16 protein-coding genes and 2 pseudogenes are annotated in these 19,514 nt (G+C 68.2%); 13 read left to right on the top strand and 5 right to left on the bottom strand.

Annotated features, from left to right (window positions below; all coding sequences use genetic code 11):
• Positions 1–247, bottom strand: a pseudogene (locus A5663_RS17800) (proteasome subunit beta); the annotation flags it as partial.
• Between A5663_RS17800 and prcB the strand changes: the two are divergent.
• Both prcB and prcA read left to right on the top strand, forming a co-directional pair.
• Positions 231–719, top strand: a pseudogene (gene prcB, locus A5663_RS17805) (proteasome subunit beta); the annotation flags it as partial. The pseudogenes A5663_RS17800 and prcB sit on opposite strands and share 17 nt — an antisense overlap.
• A complete protein-coding gene (gene prcA, locus A5663_RS17810) occupies positions 716–1,459 on the top strand; it encodes a proteasome subunit alpha (RefSeq protein WP_068151978.1) in 744 nt (247 codons plus the stop codon). The pseudogene prcB and the gene prcA, both read left to right, overlap by 4 nt.
• A gap of 17 nt (positions 1,460–1,476) precedes the next feature.
• Here the strand turns inward: prcA and A5663_RS17815 are convergent, their stop codons facing one another.
• Both A5663_RS17815 and A5663_RS17820 read right to left on the bottom strand, forming a co-directional pair.
• Entirely contained in the window at positions 1,477–2,364 is an 888-nt protein-coding gene (locus A5663_RS17815; RefSeq protein WP_068151980.1) for an alpha/beta fold hydrolase, read from the bottom strand.
• A gap of 45 nt (positions 2,365–2,409) precedes the next feature.
• A complete protein-coding gene (locus A5663_RS17820; RefSeq protein ID WP_068151982.1) occupies positions 2,410–4,008 on the bottom strand; it encodes an alpha/beta hydrolase in 1,599 nt (532 codons plus the stop codon).
• A 141-nt stretch (positions 4,009–4,149) separates the two neighbouring features.
• Here A5663_RS17820 and pafA point away from each other — a divergent pair, with 141 nt between their 5' ends.
• The 7 genes from pafA (at position 4,150) to A5663_RS17855 (ending at position 12,601) form a co-directional block, all read left to right on the top strand.
• Positions 4,150–5,508, top strand: a complete 1,359-nt coding sequence (gene pafA / locus A5663_RS17825; protein WP_156744536.1) for a Pup--protein ligase — start codon at positions 4,150–4,152, stop codon at positions 5,506–5,508.
• Positions 5,509–5,759: 251 nt separating this feature from the next.
• Positions 5,760–6,749 (top strand): YafY family protein, encoded by a 990-nt coding sequence (locus A5663_RS17830; RefSeq protein WP_068151985.1) that lies wholly within the window; start codon positions 5,760–5,762, stop codon positions 6,747–6,749.
• Positions 6,746–7,711: a YafY family protein gene (locus tag A5663_RS17835; protein ID WP_068151988.1), complete on the top strand. Its 966-nt coding sequence runs from the start codon at positions 6,746–6,748 to the stop codon at positions 7,709–7,711. Before A5663_RS17830 ends, A5663_RS17835 begins: the two co-directional genes overlap by 4 nt.
• A 29-nt stretch (positions 7,712–7,740) precedes the next feature.
• Complete coding sequence (gene tatA, locus A5663_RS17840; protein WP_068151990.1) at positions 7,741–8,010, top strand: Sec-independent protein translocase subunit TatA; 270 nt, start codon at positions 7,741–7,743, stop codon at positions 8,008–8,010.
• Between the two features lie 50 nt (positions 8,011–8,060).
• The gene (gene tatC, locus A5663_RS17845; protein WP_068151992.1) at positions 8,061–9,011 is read left to right on the top strand and encodes a twin-arginine translocase subunit TatC; all 951 of its coding nucleotides are present in this window, start codon (positions 8,061–8,063) and stop codon (positions 9,009–9,011) included.
• Entirely contained in the window at positions 9,001–11,748 is a 2,748-nt protein-coding gene (locus A5663_RS17850; RefSeq protein WP_369816661.1) for a DEAD/DEAH box helicase, read from the top strand. The genes tatC and A5663_RS17850 overlap by 11 nt, the downstream gene beginning before the upstream one ends.
• A gap of 58 nt (positions 11,749–11,806) precedes the next feature.
• Complete coding sequence (locus A5663_RS17855; RefSeq protein ID WP_068151997.1) at positions 11,807–12,601, top strand: DUF4333 domain-containing protein; 795 nt, start codon at positions 11,807–11,809, stop codon at positions 12,599–12,601.
• Positions 12,602–12,605: 4 nt separating this feature from the next.
• Here the strand turns inward: A5663_RS17855 and A5663_RS17860 are convergent, their stop codons facing one another.
• A complete protein-coding gene (locus A5663_RS17860; protein ID WP_068152000.1) occupies positions 12,606–13,562 on the bottom strand; it encodes a 5'-3' exonuclease in 957 nt (318 codons plus the stop codon).
• Positions 13,563–13,626: 64 nt separating this feature from the next.
• Here A5663_RS17860 and A5663_RS17865 point away from each other — a divergent pair, with 64 nt between their 5' ends.
• Together A5663_RS17865 and A5663_RS17870 are read left to right on the top strand one after the other, a co-directional pair.
• Positions 13,627–16,839 (top strand): adenylate/guanylate cyclase domain-containing protein, encoded by a 3,213-nt coding sequence (locus A5663_RS17865; RefSeq protein ID WP_068152002.1) that lies wholly within the window; start codon positions 13,627–13,629, stop codon positions 16,837–16,839.
• Positions 16,840–16,849: 10 nt separating this feature from the next.
• Positions 16,850–17,989: a Xaa-Pro peptidase family protein gene (locus A5663_RS17870; protein WP_068152005.1), complete on the top strand. Its 1,140-nt coding sequence runs from the start codon at positions 16,850–16,852 to the stop codon at positions 17,987–17,989.
• Between the two features lie 18 nt (positions 17,990–18,007).
• Here the strand turns inward: A5663_RS17870 and A5663_RS17875 are convergent, their stop codons facing one another.
• On the bottom strand, positions 18,008–18,436 hold the full coding sequence (locus A5663_RS17875; RefSeq protein WP_068152008.1) for a F420-dependent biliverdin reductase: 429 nt from the start codon (positions 18,434–18,436) through the stop codon (positions 18,008–18,010).
• Positions 18,437–18,471: 35 nt separating this feature from the next.
• On the opposite strand from A5663_RS17875, the gene A5663_RS17880 reads away from it, so the two are divergent.
• Both A5663_RS17880 and A5663_RS17885 read left to right on the top strand, forming a co-directional pair.
• Entirely contained in the window at positions 18,472–19,221 is a 750-nt protein-coding gene (locus A5663_RS17880; RefSeq protein ID WP_068152010.1) for an SDR family NAD(P)-dependent oxidoreductase, read from the top strand.
• Positions 19,218–19,514: SAM-dependent methyltransferase (locus A5663_RS17885; RefSeq protein WP_231976821.1), on the top strand; the 297-nt coding region annotated here is incomplete at its 3' end. The genes A5663_RS17880 and A5663_RS17885, both read left to right, overlap by 4 nt.

The raw sequence follows: 19,514 nt of genomic DNA on the forward strand, positions 1-19,514 counted from the left end.
AGCCGGCGAGCAAGGGCAGCGCGACGAAGCCCTGCAGCGCCGCGCCGAGATTGCCGCGCACCATGGTCGCGAGCCGGTTCACCTTGCCGGGGAACGTCAGAGCGACACCTTCGAGCTTCTCGTAGTGCTCGAGTTCGACGGCGTAGAGCCGAGCGAATTCCACCGCGATCGCCGCCGTACCGGCGATGCCGGTGGCGGTGTAGTCGTCGGTGATGTAGACCTTCTGCACATCCCGGCTCGCGACCATGGTGCGCGGCAATCTCGGCGCGGCGCTGCAGGGCTTCGTCGCGCTGCCCTTGCTCGCCGGCTACGACCTCGACGACTCGAACCCGGAAGCGGCCGGACGGATCGTGTCCTTCGACGCGGCGGGCGGCTGGAACATCGAGGAAGAGGGTTACCAGTCGGTGGGCTCCGGCTCGATATTCGCGAAGTCGTCGATGAAGAAGCTGTATTCACAGGTGCGCGACGGAGATTCGGCGTTGCGGGTGGCCGTCGAGGCGCTGTACGACGCTGCGGACGACGACTCGGCGACCGGCGGGCCGGACCTGGTCCGCGGTATCTATCCGACCGCGGTGATCATCGGTGCCGACGGCGCCGAGGAGGTGCCCGAGGAACGCATCGCCGAGTTCGCCCGTCAGGTAATCGACAACCGCTCGCGCTCCGATACTTTCGGTCCCGATGCGGTCCACCGTTCGACAGATGCGCGGGGAGATTCGTGAGCTTTCCGTATTTCATCTCGCCTGAGCAGGCGATGCGCGAGCGTTCGGAGCTCGCGCGCAAAGGTATCGCCAGGGGGCGCAGCGTCGTCGCGCTGGCATACGCCGACGGGGTGCTGTTCGTCGCCGAGAACCCTTCTCGCTCACTGCAGAAGGTCAGCGAGCTGTACGACCGAGTCGGGTTTGCCGCGGTCGGCCGGTTCAACGAGTTCGACAATCTGCGCCGTGGCGGCATCCAGTACGCCGACACCAGGGGATACGCCTACGCCCGCCGTGACGTCACCGGGCGCCAGCTGGCCAACATCTACGCTCAGACCCTGGGCACGATCTTCACCGAGCAGGCCAAGCCGTACGAGGTCGAACTGTGCGTCGCGGAGGTCGCGCATTACGGGGAGACGAAACCGCCCGAGATGTACCGCATCACCTACGACGGGTCGATCGCCGACGAGCCGCACTTCGTGGTGATGGGCGGTACGACGGATCCGATCGCGGCGGCGCTCAACGAGTCTTACACCGAGAACGCCGGACTGGACGACGCTGTCAAGATTGCGGTCGAAGCGTTGCAGGCGGCCGGCAACGGCGGCTCAGAGCAACGTGTGCTGGGGCCGTGGACTCTCGAGGTGGCCATCCTCGATGCGAATCGACCGCGCCGCGCGTTCCGCCGGATCACCGGCGCTGCACTGGAAGCCTTGCTGCCTGAGGTCACCGAGACGACTGAGGACGCGGAGAGCTCAGGAGAGTAGCTCTGCTCGAGACCCGTTCACCCGACGGCCGGGGTGGGTCGAGCGCGAATGAGGACGAGTTCGGCGATCTGCTCGGGGCATTCCAGTGGCGTGAAATGTCCTGCGTCGAAGGCGAAGTGCAACTCCACGTCGGTGAAGTAGTGCCCTAGCCGATCCGACCACTCGGCGGGGAACAGCGGATCATGCCGCGGCCACACGACATCGGTGGGCACGTGAATCTTGATTGCCCTATCGGGCGGAAGCTCGGTGAGCGACTGTGCGATGGTGCCTGCGCCCGCGCGGTACCACGCGATCGAGGCGGTGAACGCGCCGGGCAGGCCGTAGTCAGACACCAATCGCTCCAGTTCGTCTTCGGAGACAACGAAATTCGGACCCGACCAGTGCGTCCAGAAGTGCCGCAGATAGGCGCGGACCAGTTCGGCGTTGCCGTCGAGCAACTGCGCCGCCAGCGGCAGCTGATGGAACGCCTGATACCAGAATTCGCTCTGCGCCTTGGCGGTCAGTACGCGGTCCCCGGCGCCGGGCAGCGGCGGGGACAGCACCAGCGACCGCACGAGATCCGGCTGCATCCGGGCGACACTCTGCGCGACGCGACTGCCGACGTCGTACCCGACCAGCACCACGTCCGAGAGTTCCAGCTCCCTGATCAAACCGATGATGCTGCTCGCCTGCGCGGTGGCGCTGTAGAAGTGCCGGATGGCGACCGCGTGTTTGTCGGAAGCGCCGAATCCGCGCAGGTCCGGCACGATGACGTCGGCGGCCGCGCCGAGCAGAGGTACCACCCGGCGGTAATCGTGGCGATTGCCGGGCCAACCGTGCAGCAGCACCACCGGTGGTGCGCCCCTGCTGCCGAACCGGTCGTAAGCGAGCCGAAACCCGTCGACCGGCGAGCTGCGCGACCACATCCGCCCATTCTCGCCGAGTTTCTCCCGGCCGCAATATCCGAAGACTCAGCCCGCCACCTGGATCAGCTCGCGGTCGCCGGTGATCACGGCGAGGATGTTGCGCCAGGAATCGGACGGCACATTGAGCATGTCGCTGTGTGCCGCGGGACCGGCGACCAGCCGCCCATCGTCGTAATGTCCTGTGCGCAAACGGATCACGCCGGGCATGCAGTCGGGGTCGGCGCCATGCGGTCCGCCGGGAATCCCTTGGACCAACTCGATCAGATCTCCGGGGGCGGTCATCGAGAACCGCAGCACGTCGGGATTGCGGTTGTGCCAGTCGCCGGGATCGTCGACACCGACACCGGCGCCGGCCGCCGCGACATAGAGAGTGCGGTCGGCCGTCAGTCCCAGCGCTTCTGCGGTCCCGAGGACCGAACCACCGTAGGAGTGGCCGATGTAGGTGACCGGCACCAGCCGTCCGGTCGCGTCGACGGTGCGGTCGACGTCCTCACTGAACGCGACCAACCGCGGCGCCATCGCCGATGCGTACCGCGGGTCGGCGGCCTCGACAAGCGCCGCGGCGACGTTGGCGTCACCGGGAAAGGGGCCGCCGAGGTAGGTGATCACCGCGACGGCGCCGTGTGACCCTGCGACGAACCGACGCGCGGTCGCGGTGTTGGCGGCCGACCCCTCGATGGTGGTGTTCATCCCGGGAACCAGCACGGCGACGCTCTCGGCAGCGGCGAGATTCCCGTTCAGTTCCACAAGCGAGCTCCGGGCGGGATCGAACGCGAGTATCTGCCGGTCGATGCGACGGCCGCCGCCCGCCGGGTCGTCGATCTCGGTGAGCAGTCCGCGGTAGAAGGCGATGCGGACCGGGTCGCGCTCCTCGAGGATCGCCTCGGCGATGTTCGTGCGGTTCGCGGCGACCCTGAGTTCCCAGGGCACGCCGTCGGTGTTGCCCACTTCCCGCGGAAACTCGTCGACGAGCCGCTGCCGCTGCTCCGGGGTCATCGCGGCGATCTGGTCGGCGATGCGATCCTGGCTCATCGCCGGCCACCCGGCGACGACATCACCCGGCTGCACCGCCGCCCCGGCGGGCACCGTGGCCGGAGGCCGCGAAACCGGCGCGGCGAGAGCCTCGGCGATGTCGGCCGCGGCGTCGGCATCGGCGGCCGCGAGCCGGTCCAGCGCGGCGACGACCTGCCGCGTCAGCTCAGCGGCCCGCGCACCGAGCAGGTCGTGGGCCACCGGGCGGCTGCCGCCCGACAACGCGACGAGCAGCTGCGCCGCGTCAGCACCAACCGCGACGATGCCGTCGTCACCCACGACGAAGCCCTCGGATCGGACAGTGTCCACCAGATCGAGCACGTCGCTGCGCGCGCGGGCGATCTGGTCGGCGCCGTCGGCGGCCGCGACGGCGGCCAGCACCATGGCGCGCGCCAACTCCTCCGACGTCCGGCCCAAAGCGAGTGCATCGCGGCGCGCGGCCTCCGCCGCGGAACCGGTCCAGAACTCGTGGCTGGCGCCGACGCCCTGAACCGCGACGTCGAGCGTGACATGAACGTCGGTCGCGGCCGCGTAGAACTGGTCGGCGGCCTCACGCAGCGAATCGGGCCGCCATGCTTGCGCTTGAGACACCGTCGGCCGCTCGCCCCCCATGCCTCATGCTGGCAGTTCTGCCGCCACCGGCGCTCCAGTTATCCACAGGCACGCGCGGTTGACGTGTTCGCGCTGAATTGTCAACTCTGATCGGCGCGGCTTGGCCACCGCGGCAGCCGGGCAACCAGTAGTCTCGATGACGTGCAGCGACGGATCATGGGCATCGAGACCGAATTCGGTGTCACCTGCACGTTCCACGGCCATCGCCGGCTGAGCCCTGACGAGGTGGCACGGTATCTGTTCCGGCGGGTCGTGTCGTGGGGCCGCAGTTCGAACGTCTTTCTCCGCAACGGCGCGCGGCTATATCTCGACGTGGGCAGTCACCCGGAGTACGCGACCGCCGAGTGTGACAACCTCACCCAGCTGGTCACCCATGACCGGGCGGGCGAGCGCGTGCTCGAAGACCTGCTCATCGACGCCGAGCAGCGGCTGGCCGACGAGGGTATCGGCGGGGACATCTACCTGTTCAAGAACAACACCGATTCGGCCGGAAACTCCTACGGCTGCCACGAGAACTACCTGATCGTGCGCGCCGGCGAGTTCTCGCGGATCTCCGACGTGCTGCTGCCGTTCCTGGTCACCCGCCAGCTGCTGTGCGGCGCGGGCAAGGTCCTGCAGACGCCCAAGGCGGCGACGTTCTGTCTCAGCCAGCGCGCCGAGCACATCTGGGAGGGCGTGTCCTCGGCCACCACGCGATCGCGCCCCATCATCAACACCCGCGACGAACCCCACGCCGACGCCGAGAAGTACCGCAGGCTGCACGTGATCGTCGGCGACTCGAACATGTCCGAATCGACCACGATGCTCAAGGTGGGCTCCGCGTCGCTGGTGCTGGAGATGATCGAGGCCGGGATCGCGTTCCGCGACTTCTCGCTCGACAACCCGATCCGCGCCATACGCGAGGTCAGCCATGACCTGACGGGCCGCCGCCCGGTGCGACTCGCCGGGGGCAGGCAGGCAAGTGCGCTCGACATCCAGCGCGAGTACTACTCGCGGGCCGTCGAGTATCTGCAGAGCCGCGAGCCGAACACGCAGATCCAGCAGGTCGTCGATCTGTGGGGCCGCCAACTCGACGCCGTCGAGAGCCAGGACTTCGCGAAGGTCGACACCGAGATCGACTGGGTGATCAAGCGCAAGCTGTTCCAGCGCTACCAGGACCGCTACAGCATGGAGTTGTCGGATCCCAAGATCAGCCAGCTCGACCTGGCGTATCACGACATCAAGCGTGGCCGCGGCGTGTTCGATCTGCTGCAGCGCAAAGGACTTGCCGCGCGGATCACCACCGACGAGGACATCGAGGCCGCAGTCAACACACCGCCGCAGACCACCCGGGCCAAGCTGCGCGGCGAGTTCATCAGCGCCGCCCAGGAGGCCGGCCGCGACTTCACTGTCGACTGGGTGCACCTCAAGCTCAACGATCAGGCGCAGCGCACGGTGCTGTGCAAGGACCCGTTCCGGTCGGTCGACGAGCGGGTGAAGCGGCTCATCGCCTCGATGTAGTCATACCTACCCGCCGAGACTGCGGCCGGCGGCTCAGGTCACACGATTCGACACTCTCTCCTCAGCTGTCACAGCGATCGACGATCGGGCGGTGAATCGCGAGGAAAGCTCCACAAACTGTTGCTCGGTGTGACGGGTGGGTAGGCATACCCGCCGAGACTGCGGGTAGATCGCAAATTTCGTCGGGGCACCGATCTGGCCGCAGTCTCGCGCCGTCACGGGTGCGGGCGCTACGCCTTAAGCTGTGTCGAGTGGCGATCTCCAAAGTCGAGCGGCTGATGAACCTCGTGATCGCGCTGCTGTCGACACGGACCTTCATCACCGCCGAGCGAATCCGCGAAACGGTGTCTGGATATTCGGACAGCCCCAGCGACGAGGCGTTCTCGCGCATGTTCGAACGCGACAAGAACGAGCTGCGTGACCTCGGCATCCCGCTGGAGACCGGGCGCGTCTCGCACTTCGACCCGACGGAGGGCTACCGGATCAACCGCGAGGCCTACCGGCTTCCGGCGGTCGAACTCACCTCCGACGAGGCTGCCGCCGTCGCCGTGGCCACCCGGCTGTGGGAATCCCCGGAACTGATCACCGCCACTCAGGGCGCGCTGTTGAAACTGCGCGCGGCCGGCATCGACATCGACGCCGTCGACGCGGCGCCGGCGATCACGTCGACCGCGGTGCTGCCGGGCCTGCGCGGATCGGAGGAGGTGCTGGGAATCCTGTTGTCCGCCATCGATTCCGGGCAAGCGGTGCAGTTCTCGCACCGGCCGTCGCGCAGCGAGCCGTACGCCACTCGGACGGTGGAGCCCTGGGGCGTCATCACGGACAAGGGCCGCTGGTATCTGGTGGGCCACGACCGCGACCGCGACGCTACGCGCACGTTTCGGCTCTCGCGCATCGGCGCCGAGGTGACGGCGATCGGACCGCCCGGGGCGGTGCAGCGGCCACCGGGCGTTGACCTGCGCGAGATCGTCGACCGCGCGGTCGGGGAGTGGCCGTCCGGCGGACAGGCCAAGGTGTGGATCGCCGAGGGCCGGGGCACCGCACTGCGTCGACGGGCCGCCACGGTGGCGCCGCAGACGCACAACGGCCGGGCGGGCCAAGTGATCACCGTCGACATCGGCATGTTCGACCGGCTGGCCCGCGAGGTCGCCAGCTACGGTGCCGACGCGGTGGCACTGGAGCCCGAGTCGCTGCGCGAGGACGTGCTGGCCCGGCTGCGCGCTCAGGCGGTGCAATCGTGACGACTGTTTCGACCCGACTGGTCCGGCTGCTCAATATGGTCCCGTACTTCCAGGCCAACCCGAGGATCACCTACACCGAGGCGGCATCAGACCTCGGTGTCAGCGTCAAGCAGCTGCAGGACGACCTCAATCAATTGTGGATGTGCGGCCTTCCCGGCTACGGGCCTGGCGATCTGATCGACTTCGAATTCTCCGGCGACACAATCGAAGTGACGTTCACCGCGGGTATCGACCATCCGCTGCGGCTGACATCGCCGGAGGCGACGGGCGTGCTGGTGGCATTGCGTGCACTGGCCGACATCCCGGGCATGGTCGATCCGCAGGCCGCGCGCAGCGCGATCGCAAAGATCGAGTCCGCCGCGGGCACCGTCGGTCACGACGGTGCGGCGGTCGAGGAGCCCGCGCCCATCGAGAGTGAGGCCGCCGCGGCCGTTCGTCAGGCGGTACGCGACGGGCTGGCACTCTCGATCGAGTACTACTCGGCGTCTCACGACGTACTGACCAGCCGCGTCGTCGACCCGATCCGGGTGGTGCTGGTCGCCGACCACAGCTACCTGGAAGCGTGGTGCCGGTCGGCCGAGGGGGTGCGTCTTTTCCGGTTCGACCGCATCGTCGACGCGCACGCCCTCGACGAACCCTCGGCGCCCCCGCCGCCGGCCGTGCAGCCGCAGCCCGACACCTCATTGTTCGACGCCGACCCTGCCGATCCGTCGCTGCCTTCCGCACTGCTGAGGGTCGACCGGTCGGCGGCGTGGATGTTCGACTACTACCCGCTGCGCGTCGTCCGCGAACTGCCCGACGGTGCCTGTGAGGCCGCGATGACGTACGCCTCCGACGAGTGGATGGCCCGGTTCGTGCTCGGCTTCGGGTCGGCCGTGCGCGTGCTCGAACCGCCCGAGTTGGCCGCGCGCGTCCGTGAGTCGGCCAGCGCGGCGCTGAGGGCATACGAGGTCAGCGAGTAGACTGGCCGCGACGTCTGGAGGTAACCAAAGTGGGCAGTCTGCAACCCTGGCACTGGCTCATCGTGATCGCCGTCTTCGTGCTGCTCTTCGGTGCCAAGAAGCTCCCTGACGCCGCGCGTTCGCTCGGCAAGTCGATGCGGATCTTCAAGTCGGAGATCAAGGAGATGCAGTCCGATTCCAAGCCGGACGCGCGGGAGCCCGCGACTCCGATCGCCTCGGAGCGGCTCGACACCGGAACCGCGGGACCTGCCGGCGCAGCTCCGGTGACCGAGCAGCCGTCGGACAAACGTCCGGCCTGATCATCACCGGTCACCCAACCGCGGCATGATGCCGCGTCAGTAGGCATGCCGTGCAGACCCCAGGACTCTTCAAGAAACTCGATCCCCGCAGGCGCCGCTCCAAGGTAAATCCCGACGGCACGATGTCGCTGGTCGAGCATCTGCATGAGCTGCGGACCCGGCTGCTGATCGCGGTGGCCGCCGTCGTCGTCACGACGATCGTGGGCTTCATCTGGTACACCCACGGTGTCTTCGGTCTGCCGAGCCTCGGGGACTGGCTCCGCGCTCCGTACTGCAAGCTGCCCGCGTCCTCACGCGCAGCCATCGCGCCCGACGGCGAATGCCGTCTGCTCGCCACCGCGCCGTTCGACCAGTTCATGCTGCGGTTGAAGGTGGCGCTGACCGCAGGCATCGTGTTGGCCTGCCCGGTGTGGCTTTATCAGTTGTGGGCGTTCATCACCCCCGGCCTGTACAAGAAGGAGCGGCGGTTCGCCGTCGCGTTCGTCACCGTCGGCGCGGCGCTGTTCGTCACCGGCGCGGTACTGGCCTACATCGTGCTGTCCACGGCGCTGGGCTTTCTGCTGACCGTCGGCAGCGACGTGCAGATCGCCGCCCTGTCCGGCGACCAGTACTTCGGCTTCCTGATCAACCTGCTGCTGGTGTTCGGCTTCAGTTTCGAGTTCCCGCTGCTGATCGTGATGCTCAACGGGGTCGGCGTGCTCAGCTACGAGCGGCTGAAGGCGTGGCGCCGCGGCCTGATCTTCGCGCTGTTCGTGTTCGCCGCGGTGTTCACTCCCGGCTCGGATCCGTTCTCGATGCTGTCGCTGGCGGCCGCCTTGACGGTGCTGCTCGAGGTCGCGATTCAGATCGCCCGCGTGCACGACCGGCGCAAGGCACGCCGCGCCGCCCTCGAGGACGTGCCCGACGACGCGGCCGCGCCGATCGGTCCGGTCGAGCCTGTCGAGGCGCCCAGTGCCGTGCCGACGTCGACGCGGTACGTGGTCGATGACGATGCCACCTAATGAATTGGGCTGCGAGCTGGCCCGTTTCACCGAGCAACTGACGTTCACGCTCGACGACTTCCAGCGTCGCTCCTGCGAGGCGCTGGAGAACGGGCACGGTGTGCTGGTGTGCGCGCCGACCGGTGCGGGAAAGACCGTCGTCGGGGAGTTCGCGGTGCATCTCGCGTTGGCCGCGGGCGGAAAGTGTTTCTACACGACGCCGATCAAGGCGCTGAGCAACCAGAAGCACAACGATCTCGTGCGGCGGTACGGACCGGAGAAGATCGGGTTGCTCACCGGCGACCAGTCGATCAACGGCGACGCCGACGTGGTCGTCATGACCACCGAGGTGCTCCGCAACATGCTGTACGCGAATTCCTCGGCGCTGCATGGGCTTTCGTATGTCGTGATGGACGAAGTGCATTTCCTGGCCGACCGGATGCGCGGCGCGGTGTGGGAGGAGGTGATCCTGCACCTGCCCGACGAGGTGCGGCTGGTGAGCCTGTCGGCGACGGTCAGCAACGCCGAGGAGTTCGGCGGCTGGATCCAGACCGTGCGCGGCGACACCACGGTGGTCGTCGACGAGCACCGGCCCGTTCCGCTGTGGCAGCACGTGCTCGTGGGAAGGCGACTGTTCGACCTGTTCGACTACCGCGCGACCCGAGCGGTCAAGGGCGACCGGGAGTTGCTCGTCGACCCGGAGTTGTTGCGCCACATCGCACATCGGCGTGAGGCCGAGCGGCTCGTCGACTGGCAGCCGCGCGGGCGCGGCCGCAACCGGGGCAGGCCGAGCATGTACCGCCCGCCGTCGCGACCCGACGTGATCGGCACGCTGGACCGCGAAGGGCTGCTGCCCGCGATCACGTTCATCTTCTCGCGCGCGGGCTGTGACGCCGCCGTCAAGCAGTGTCTACGGTCGTCGCTGCGGCTCACCACCGACGAGGAACGGGCCCGCATCGCCGAGGTTGTCGAGCGTCGCTGCGGTGATCTGCCCGAGTCCGACCTGATCGTCCTCGACTACCACGAGTGGCGCGAAGGACTGCTGCGCGGGCTGGCGGCCCACCACGCCGGCATGCTGCCGGTGTTCCGCCACACCGTCGAGGAGCTGTTCTCCGCCGGCCTGGTGAAAGCGGTATTCGCCACCGAGACATTGGCTTTGGGCATCAACATGCCGGCGCGCACGGTGGTGCTCGAGCGGTTGGTCAAGTTCAACGGCGAGCAACATGTGCCGTTGACACCGGGGGAGTACACCCAGCTGACCGGGCGGGCGGGGCGCCGCGGCATCGACGTCGAGGGTCACGCGGTGGTGCTGTGGACACCTGACGTCGAGCCCACCGAGGTGGCCGGGCTGGCATCGACCCGGACGTTCCCACTGCGCAGTTCGTTTGCGCCGTCGTACAACATGACGATCAACCTCGTCCAGCAGATGGGACCGGCGCAGGCGCACAAGCTCCTGGAGAGTTCGTTCGCGCAGTACCAGGCGGACCGTTCGGTGGTCGGGCTGCGCAGAGGCATCGAACGTGGCGAGCGGATGCTCGAGGAGATCGCCGGCGAACTGGGTGAGGCCGACGCCGGCGTTCTCGACTACGTCCGCCTGCGGCTGCAGATATCCGAACGCGAGCGCGCTCAGTCTCGGGCATCACGGTTGCAGCGGCGCCGGGCAGCCAACGAAGCGCTCGCGTCGCTGCGCCGCGGAGACATCATCTCGATCAGCCACGGCAGGCGCGGCGGCCTGGCCGTCGTCCTGGAACCGGCTCGCGACGAGGACGATCCGCGGCCGCTGGTGCTGACCGAACACCGTTGGGCGGGCCGCATCTCGTCCGCCGACTACTCGGGCGCGTCGCCGCCGCTGGGCTCGATGCCGCTGCCCAAACGGGTCGAGCACCGCAACCCGCGGATGCGGCGCGACCTCGCGTCGGCGCTGAACTCGGCGGCCGAGCGCCTCGACGTGCCGGCCGGTAAGGGCAAGCGCAGCGGCGCCGACCCGGACATCGATCCCGAATTGGCCGCCCTCCGAGGACAATTGCGGGCACATCCGGCGCACCACCTGCCCGACCGGGAGGAGAAGGCGCGGCTGGCCGAGCGGTACCTGCGCATCGAGCGCGACAACGAACAGATCCGGCAGAAGGTGGCTGCGGCGACGAACTCGCTGGCGCGGACGTTCGACCGGATCGTGGTGCTACTGACCGAACGCGGATTCATCGCCGGGCCGGCCGACGATCCGGCGGTCACCGACGACGGCCGGCTGTTGGCCCGGATTTACAGCGAGAGCGACCTGCTGGTGGCCGAGTCGTTGCGCAGCGGCATCTGGGAGGGCCTCGACGCGGCGGAGCTGGCGGGCGTGCTCTCCGCGGTGCTCTTCGAGTCGCGCGGTGACACGCCGGGCGGGCGTGATGGTGTCGACATTCCGACGGGCCGGCTGCGGCGGGCGCTGAACCAGACCAGGCGGCTGTGGTCGGAGCTGCGCGCCGACGAGCAGCGTCACCGCATCAGCCAGAGTCGGGAGCCCGACGACGGTTTCGTCGCGGCGATCTTCCGGTGGGCCACGACCGGCGACCTGACCAGCGCGCTGGCGGCCTCTGACGCGACGGGCAGCGGATCGCCGCTGTCCGCAGGCGATTTCGTGCGCTGGTGCCGCCAGGTGCTCGACCTGCTCGACCAGGTGCGCAACGCCGCGCCGGACCCCGCGCTGCGAGCCACCGCGAAACGAGCGATCAACGACGTTCGACGGGGCGTCGTCGCTGTTGATGCGGGGTAGTGTGTCGGGAGCAATCACCGATGTATTCGCGGCTCGGCCGTGGTGAACAAGGAGTGAGATGAGCGGACCGCAGGGATCTGATCCGACGCAGTCATGGTCCGGCCAGCAGCCGGAACAGCCGGCGGAGCAGCCGTCCAGCGATTCGTCGACCAACCAGCCGTGGCAGCAGCAGAGCAGCGAACCCACCCAGGCGGCGCCGCAGTGGCAACCGCCCGCCTACGACCCGCAGCAGCAGGCACAGCAGTACCCGGGATACCAGCAGCAGGCGTACCAGCCGCCGCAGCAGTACCCGGCAACCGAGCAGCAGTACGGTCAGCAGCCCGGCGAGTACAACCCGCAGGCATATCAGCAGCCCGGGCAGTACGGTCAGCCGCAATACGGGCAGCAGTACCCGCAGCCTCAATATGGTCAGCAGCCGGGCCAGTACGGTCAGCCTCCCGGTCAATATGGTCAGCAGCCGGGGCAGTACGGCCAGTACCCGCAGTATCAGCAGCCCGGCGCCGAGGAGGGCTCGAAGCGTTCGCTGGCCGTCGTCGGCGGCGTGATCGGCCTGCTGGCCGCGGTGATCGTCGCGGTCGTGCTCGTGCTGGGCTTCTGGAAGCCCGGTTTCTTCGTCACCACCAAGCTCGACATCGGCGCCGCCCAGAGCGGGGTCCAACAGATCCTCACCGACGAGGCCAACGGTTACGGTGCCAAGAACGTCAAGGACGTCAAGTGCAACGACGGCCAGAACCCGACCGTCGAAAAGGGCGGCACGTTCAATTGCGAGGTCAGCATCGACGGCACCAAACGTCAGGTGACCGTGACCTTCCAGGACGACAAGGGCACTTACGAGGTGGGCAGGCCCAAGTAGCGGCTCAGCTGTCGGGCAGCCCGTCGAGGGCCTTCTGCAGTCGGCCTACCGACGATGTGACGCCATACGCCTCGGCGAGCTTGACGACCTTGCGCGGGTGCTCGGCCGCCAGCGGCAGCGAATCGGACTTGGTGGACCAGTCGAGGTCGGCGTCGGTGGCGACCCTGACGACCGGGCCGGCCGCCTCGACGTAATCGGCGGCTTTGAGCAGCTTCGTTCGGTACGCCTTGCTCATCTTGGACTTCGGATCGTTCGCGGCGGCGAGGATGGCCTCCAGTGAGCCGTGCTGCGCCAGTAGCGTCGCGGCCGTCTTCTCGCCGATGCCTGGCACCCCGGGCAGACCGTCGCTCGGGTCGCCGCGCAGCAGCGCGAGTTCGGCGTAGGCCGGCCCGGCGCGATCGACCGGGACGTTGTACTTCTCGGCCACTTCCGCGGGGCCCCATTTCGTGGCCTTGGCCAAACCGCTGCCCAGATACAGCACCCGAACCGGAACCGGCTCGTCGCGGACCAACTGCAGCAGGTCGCGATCGCCGCTGACCACGACGACCGGGTCGCGCTTCTCGCGGGCGGCCAGCGTGCCGAGCACGTCGTCGGCCTCGCACTCCGGCGCTCCGGCGGTCGGGATGCCGAACGCGTCGACGATCTCGAAGATCATGTCGACCTGCGGCGTGAGTTCGTCGGGCACCTCCTCGACGTCTGGCTCGCCGCCGGGATTCTCCTCGAGCACCCGATGCGCCTTGTAGGACGGAATCAGGTCGACGCGCCACTGCGGTCGCCAGTCGTCGTCGCGGCACACCACCAGGCGGCCGGGACGCTCGCGGGTGATCACTGTTGCCACGGCGTCGAGGAAGCCGCGCACCGCGTTGACCGGGCGGCCGTCGGGCGCCTTGATCGAACTGGGCACCCCGAAATACGAGCGGAACCACATGCTGGCGCCGTCGAGCAGCACGAGGGAGGACATATCGGTGATCCTGCCAGGCGGCGCTTCAGCCTCGTGGCGGCGGCAGGGGTGCCACGATGATCACATGAGCGACGGCCCAGCGCGCTCGGTGAACGGCGGCGCGCAGTTCGGCAGTGATACGCCGATCGATGAGCTGCTGGATGAGGCGGTCGCTGCGATCAACCGGGGTGACCGCACGACGGCGGCGGAACTGGCGGGACGAGTACTGGCGGCCGACAGTATGAACGCCGAAGCCGAAGACCTGCTGGCGGCACCGGCCGATCCGGGTGAGATTCGGCGACTGACCATCTTTTTCGCCGACCTGGTGGACTCGACCGTGTTGTCGACGCGCGTTGAGCCCGAGACGTATCGGCTCCTGGTGGGTCGCTATCGCGAACAAGTGCTCAACGCCGTCCGGCGGTATGAGGGTTATATCGGCAACACCGCGGGAGATGGGCTTCTCGCGGTGTTCGGCTACCCGATCGCTCATGAGAATGACGTCTGCCGCGCGGTGTACGCCGGGCTGGAAATCGTCCGTGAGGTCGAGCGGCTCAGCGAACAGGCACAGAGACGCTATGGGTTTGGGATCGGGGTCCGCGTGGGAGTGCATCGCGGGCTCGTGTATCTCGACACAGCTCAGGGTGATGTCTACGGCCTGGCCGCCAATCTCGCCGCCCGCGTATCAGGACTCGCCGGCCCGGGCACCGTCGTGGTCTCCGACGCCGTAGAAGCGTTGATACGCAATGACTTTGAGATGACGGCCTGTCCAGCATCTCTCGTAAAGGGAGTGGCCGACCCTGTCGTTCACTACCACGTCGTGGCGGAACGCCGTGAGCGGCGCACAACCGGTACCGGACCGCTGGTCGGGCGCGCTCGGGAACTCGCAGAGATCGAGAAGTGCACGGCACTGGCGAAGGTGGGCGCGCTGACAACCCCGGGGCTGATCCTCGTCGGGGAAGCAGGGATCGGCAAATCGCGTCTGGCGGCCGCTGCCGTCGAGACCGCGCAAGCCTCAGGCGCAGCAGTGGTCGAACTGATTGGGTCACCGTTTCACACCGACGCCGGCTTGTATCCGATACGCACGCTCATCGAGCACCAGTGCCGTATCGAGCGGAACACTGGACAGGCCCAGCGATTACACGCGCTGGCCAGTCACCTCGCCGTGCTCGGGTTGGATGCGCCGAGTCTTGTCCTGTTGCTGGCGCCGGTGCTCGGCCTGGCTGCGGATGCCGGCTATGAACCGGTACCCGCTGAGGGCCGGAAACTCTATGAACTGATCTTAGAAGCGATCACGACGTATCTGCGCGTCCATCTCGGCGATGGCTCGGGCCTGGTGGTCGCGGAGGACGTCCACTGGTTCGATCCGGCCAGCCGTGAGGTGCTCGCGGCGATGTTGGACGCGAGCGACGGCACACTACTGGTGGTGATGACCGCGCGGCAGGACGGCGCCGTCGACCAGTTACCCCGGTGCGCAGTGCTCGAAATCGGTCCGTTGACCGATGGCGAAAGCGATGCGCTGGTCAGCACACTCAATGGCGACTTGGACACCGATCAGCGCGCCCAGGTGGTCGCGCGCGGAGACGGGGTGCCCTTCTACATCGAGCAGATCGTCAAGGGCACCAGCCAGACCGGCGTACCGGAAACGCTGTACGAACCGCTGTTCGCCCGCCTCCGCGCAAGTCCGACGGTCGTCCGGGTGGTCGAGGCGGCTGCGGTGATTGGCCGTCACGTCGATCGGCAACTGTTGTACTCGGTCGTCGAGTTGAGCGACCGCGAGATCGATGAGATCGTCAGCGAACTCGAGGTGGCGGGTGTTCTCGAACGTCGGGATCTTGACGGTTGGCGCTTCCGCCACGAGTTGCTCCGCGAAGTCGCCGCCGAGTTGGCGCCGCCCACAGTCAGGCGCGCACTGCACGCCAAAGTCGCCGACGCCATGACGCGCGGGAGTGAACCCGACTGGTTGCGAGTGGCCGACCACTACGAAGAAGCCGACCGCTTCGACGACGCAGCGGCGGCCTATCGTCGCGCATGTGACACTGCGCGCCTTCGCGGTGCGCTGGGTGAAGCGATCACGTGTCTGACGCGCGGGCTCGCCCAACTCGAGCGCGCTACGTCCGGAATTGATCGCGATCGGCGTGAGGCCGGCCTGCGGCTGGGCCGAGGTCTGCTCAATCTGGTCGCTGAGGGATATCAAAGCCGTGACGCGGCAACAGATCTCGAACGATGCCTGCGGCTCAGTGGAACTCTGACGGACAACGACCTGTACCTCACATTGGTCGCTCTGGCGAACTACTACCTTGTCCGTGCAGACCTGCGCCGGGCTGCCCAGGTGATCGAAGCGTTACGCGACGGTTTTGGACAACAGCGTTGGCCACGCGCTGGTATCGACAGCCTGGAGGGGGCGCTGGCGCATATGCGTGGCGATCTGAGCGCTGCCGCCGCTGCGCTGGATCGGGCAACGTCAGGGGCACGCGACTCCGGGCGGCGAAGCGTGGACAATGAAATGCACGCCATTTACCGTGGCGTGGTCGCGTTGATGCGCGCGGACCTTCGCGCAGCCGAGACCCGCCTCGAAGAGTCGGCGCGCGCCGCTGACGCCGCTGGATTCCCCGACGGTCCGTACCTCCATGCGTTCACGCGATCCATGGAGACATGGCTGCATATGGAGGCGGGCCAGATCGCCCGCGCCAGGCTCAGCGCCGCCGATTTGAGCACCGATGCCGAGCTACACGGCTTTGACATGTGGCTGCCGGTCGGTGCCACGTGGCAGGCCGCCCTCAGAGCGTTGACCGCAATCGGTGCCGCGCCCGTGGATCTCGATGCGCACATCGCGTCAGTGACAAGGTCCCTCGCCTCGATGCGAGCGATGGGCGCGGAGATCTACACCACCATATTCGACGGGATACTGGGGCGGCTGTTGATCGCCGCGGGGCAGCCGGAGGCGGCGCGTGAACGGCTCGACTTCGGGCTCAACAGGGCCTACGAAACCGGGATGCATTTCTACGACGCCGAGCTGCTGCGACTCCGCGCACAAGCGGCCGCCGGGTCGCAAGAGCGTCGAGCCGATACCGTCAAGGCACGCGAGCTGGCCCGCAGGCAAGGCGCCACCCTGTTCGAACTACGGGTGGCGCTGGACGAGCTGGACTTCGGCGGCAGAGCCGCCGCTGATGCTCTCGGCAGCGTCGTCGACCTCATCCCAGCCGGCGCTATGTGGCCAGAGCTGGTTCGCGCGCGTGCCGCGCTCGCCGAGCCGGCTTACGACACGCACGCGGTCACCACCCCACGCGATGCGGATTAGCCTCAAGGCCATGACGATTAGTCGATTCAGCGCCGACGTCTACTCGCACCGACTCTCAGCCGCCGTCAGGGCCACGGCCGACGCCGGCCTGGCGGGCCTCGTCATCACACCGGGCTATGACCTGCGCTACCTGGTCGGCTCGCGGGCGCAGACCTTCGAACGACTGACGGCGCTGGTGCTGCCCGTCGCCGGTGACCCCACCGTCGTGGTGCCCCGGCTGGAGTTGGCGGCGCTCAAGGAATCCGCGGTTCCCGAACTCGGGCTGGCGGTGCGGGACTGGGTCGACGGGCAGGACCCGTACGCACTGGTGCGGGAGGTTCTGGGCGGCGGCCCACCTGGGGCCGCTGTCGCGACCGCCGTCACCGACTCGATGCCCGCATTGCATCTGCTGCCCCTCGCCGACGTGCTGGGGGCGGTGCCCGTGCTGGCCACCGACGTGCTGCGGCGGCTGCGGATGGTCAAGGACGCCGCGGAGATCGACGCGCTGCGCAAGGCCGGCGCTGCCATCGACCGCGTGCATGCGCGGGTGCCGGAATTCCTGGTGCCCGGCCGCACCGAGGCCGACGTCGCCGCCGACATCGCGGAAGCAATTGTGGCAGAAGGACATTCGGCGGCGGCCTTCATCATCGTCGGCTCGGGGCCGCACGGCGCAGACCCGCACCACGAATGCTCGGACCGGGAGCTGCGCGCCGGCGACATCGTCGTGGTGGACATCGGCGGCCCCTACGAGCCCGGCTACAACTCCGACTCCACCCGCACGTACAGCATCGGCGAGCCGGATCCCGACGTGTCACGGCGCTACGCGGTGCTGCAGCGCGCACAACAGGCGGCGGTCGAGGCGGTCCGTCCCGGCATCACCGCAGAACAGGTCGACGCCGCCGCGCGCGACGTGCTGGCCGCCGAGGGGCTGGCCGAGGTGTTCGTGCACCGCACCGGCCACGGCATCGGGCTGTCAGTGCACGAGGAGCCGTACATCGTCGCGGGCAACACGCTCACGCTCGAAGAGGGCATGGCGTTCTCCGTCGAACCGGGCATCTACTTCCCCGGCGAATGGGGCGCGCGCATCGAGGACATCGTGATCGTCACGGCCGACGGCGCGCTGTCGGTCAACAACCGCTCGCACGATCTGGTGGTGGTGCCCGTCACCTGAGTCGCGCCGGCTCGGTGACTATTCGTCGGCCACCCGGTCCAACAGGTCGGACGAGCCGAGCACCCGCTCGACACGGACCTCGATCACGACGCGTTTGGGGTTGACCCGCGGCGTGCGGTAGCGCTGCGCGTACCGCAGTTCGGCGTCTCGCACGGCGTCGGCCTCCGCGTTGACCTTGGCCTTGCCTTCCAGCGACAACCAGCGGGCACCGTCGACCTGGCTGAGCACCGCGACGCCCTGCCGCTCGGCGTTCACCGCCTTCTGCGACCCGCCGCTGGTGATGACTCGGGCGATGTGGGTCTTGGGGTCGAACGTGAAACCGACGGCGACGACGTGGGGCGAGTTGTCCGATCGCAGCGTGGTCAGCATGGCGAGATGACGCTCGGACAGGAACGCCAGTGCGTCGTCGGTGAGCCGGGTGGTCGTCCGGCGGCTGGACTGGGCCATCGGACTTCACCGTAGCGCAGGAGATAATCGCTGCCGTGAATGACACGGTTCCGGCGTTGGTCGTGGTTTTCGGCGGTCGCAGCGAGATCGGCGTCGAGGTGGCCACCCGGCTGGCGCCCGGGGCGACGGTGGTGTTGGCCGCCCGGCGCGCGCACGACCTCGATGCGCAGGCGGCGGCTGTTCGCGCCGCGGGCGCCGCGGCTGTGCACGTGCGGGAATTCGACGCCGACGACCTGGCATCGCACGGCCCGCTCGTCGAGTCCATCGTCGCCGAGCACGGGCCGATCGGCACCGCGGTGCTGGCGTTCGGGATCCTCGGCGACCAGTCACTCGCGGAGAAGGATCCCGCGCACACCGCGGCCATCCTGCACACCGACTTCGTTGCCCAGGCCACCCTGTTGACCGTGCTGGCTTCGACGATGCGCGACGTTGGCTCGGGAGCGATCGTCGCGTTCTCCTCGGTGGCCGGCGTGCGGGTGCGACGGGCCAACTACGTCTACGGCTCCGCCAAGGCCGGCCTCGACGGCTTCTGCAGCGGCCTGGCCGACGCGCTGCACGGTTCGGGAGTGCGGCTGCTGGTGGTTCGGCCCGGCTTCGTGATCGGACGGATGACCGAAGGGATGGCGCCCGCGCCGTTCTCCAGCACCCCTGCGCAGGTGGCCACGGCGACGACGCGTGCGCTCACCGGCGGCAGGCGCACCGTCTGGGTGCCGTGGGTGCTGCGCCCGGTTTTCGCCGGAATGCGACTCTTACCGCAGTTCGTGTGGCGAAGGTTGCCGAGATGATCGTCGTCGTCGGTATCGGAGCCGACGGGATGGCGGGGCTGGCGGCGGCGTCCAGGGCCGAGCTGGCCAGAGCCACAACAATTTACGGATCTCGCCGCCAACTGGACCTGCTCGATGACACCGTTGTCGCCGCACGCCGCGAGTGGCCGTCGCCGATGCTGCCCGCGCTGCGCACGCTGCTGGACGACGCCGACGGCGACGTGCACGTGGTGGCGAGCGGCGACCCGCTGCTGCACGGCGTGGGCAGTTCGCTGATCCGCCTCTACGGCGCCGAGCGAGTGGCCGTCCTGCCG

Source organism: Mycobacterium sp. E740 (genome assembly GCF_001672895.1).
Lineage (GTDB): Bacteria > Actinomycetota > Actinomycetes > Mycobacteriales > Mycobacteriaceae > Mycobacterium.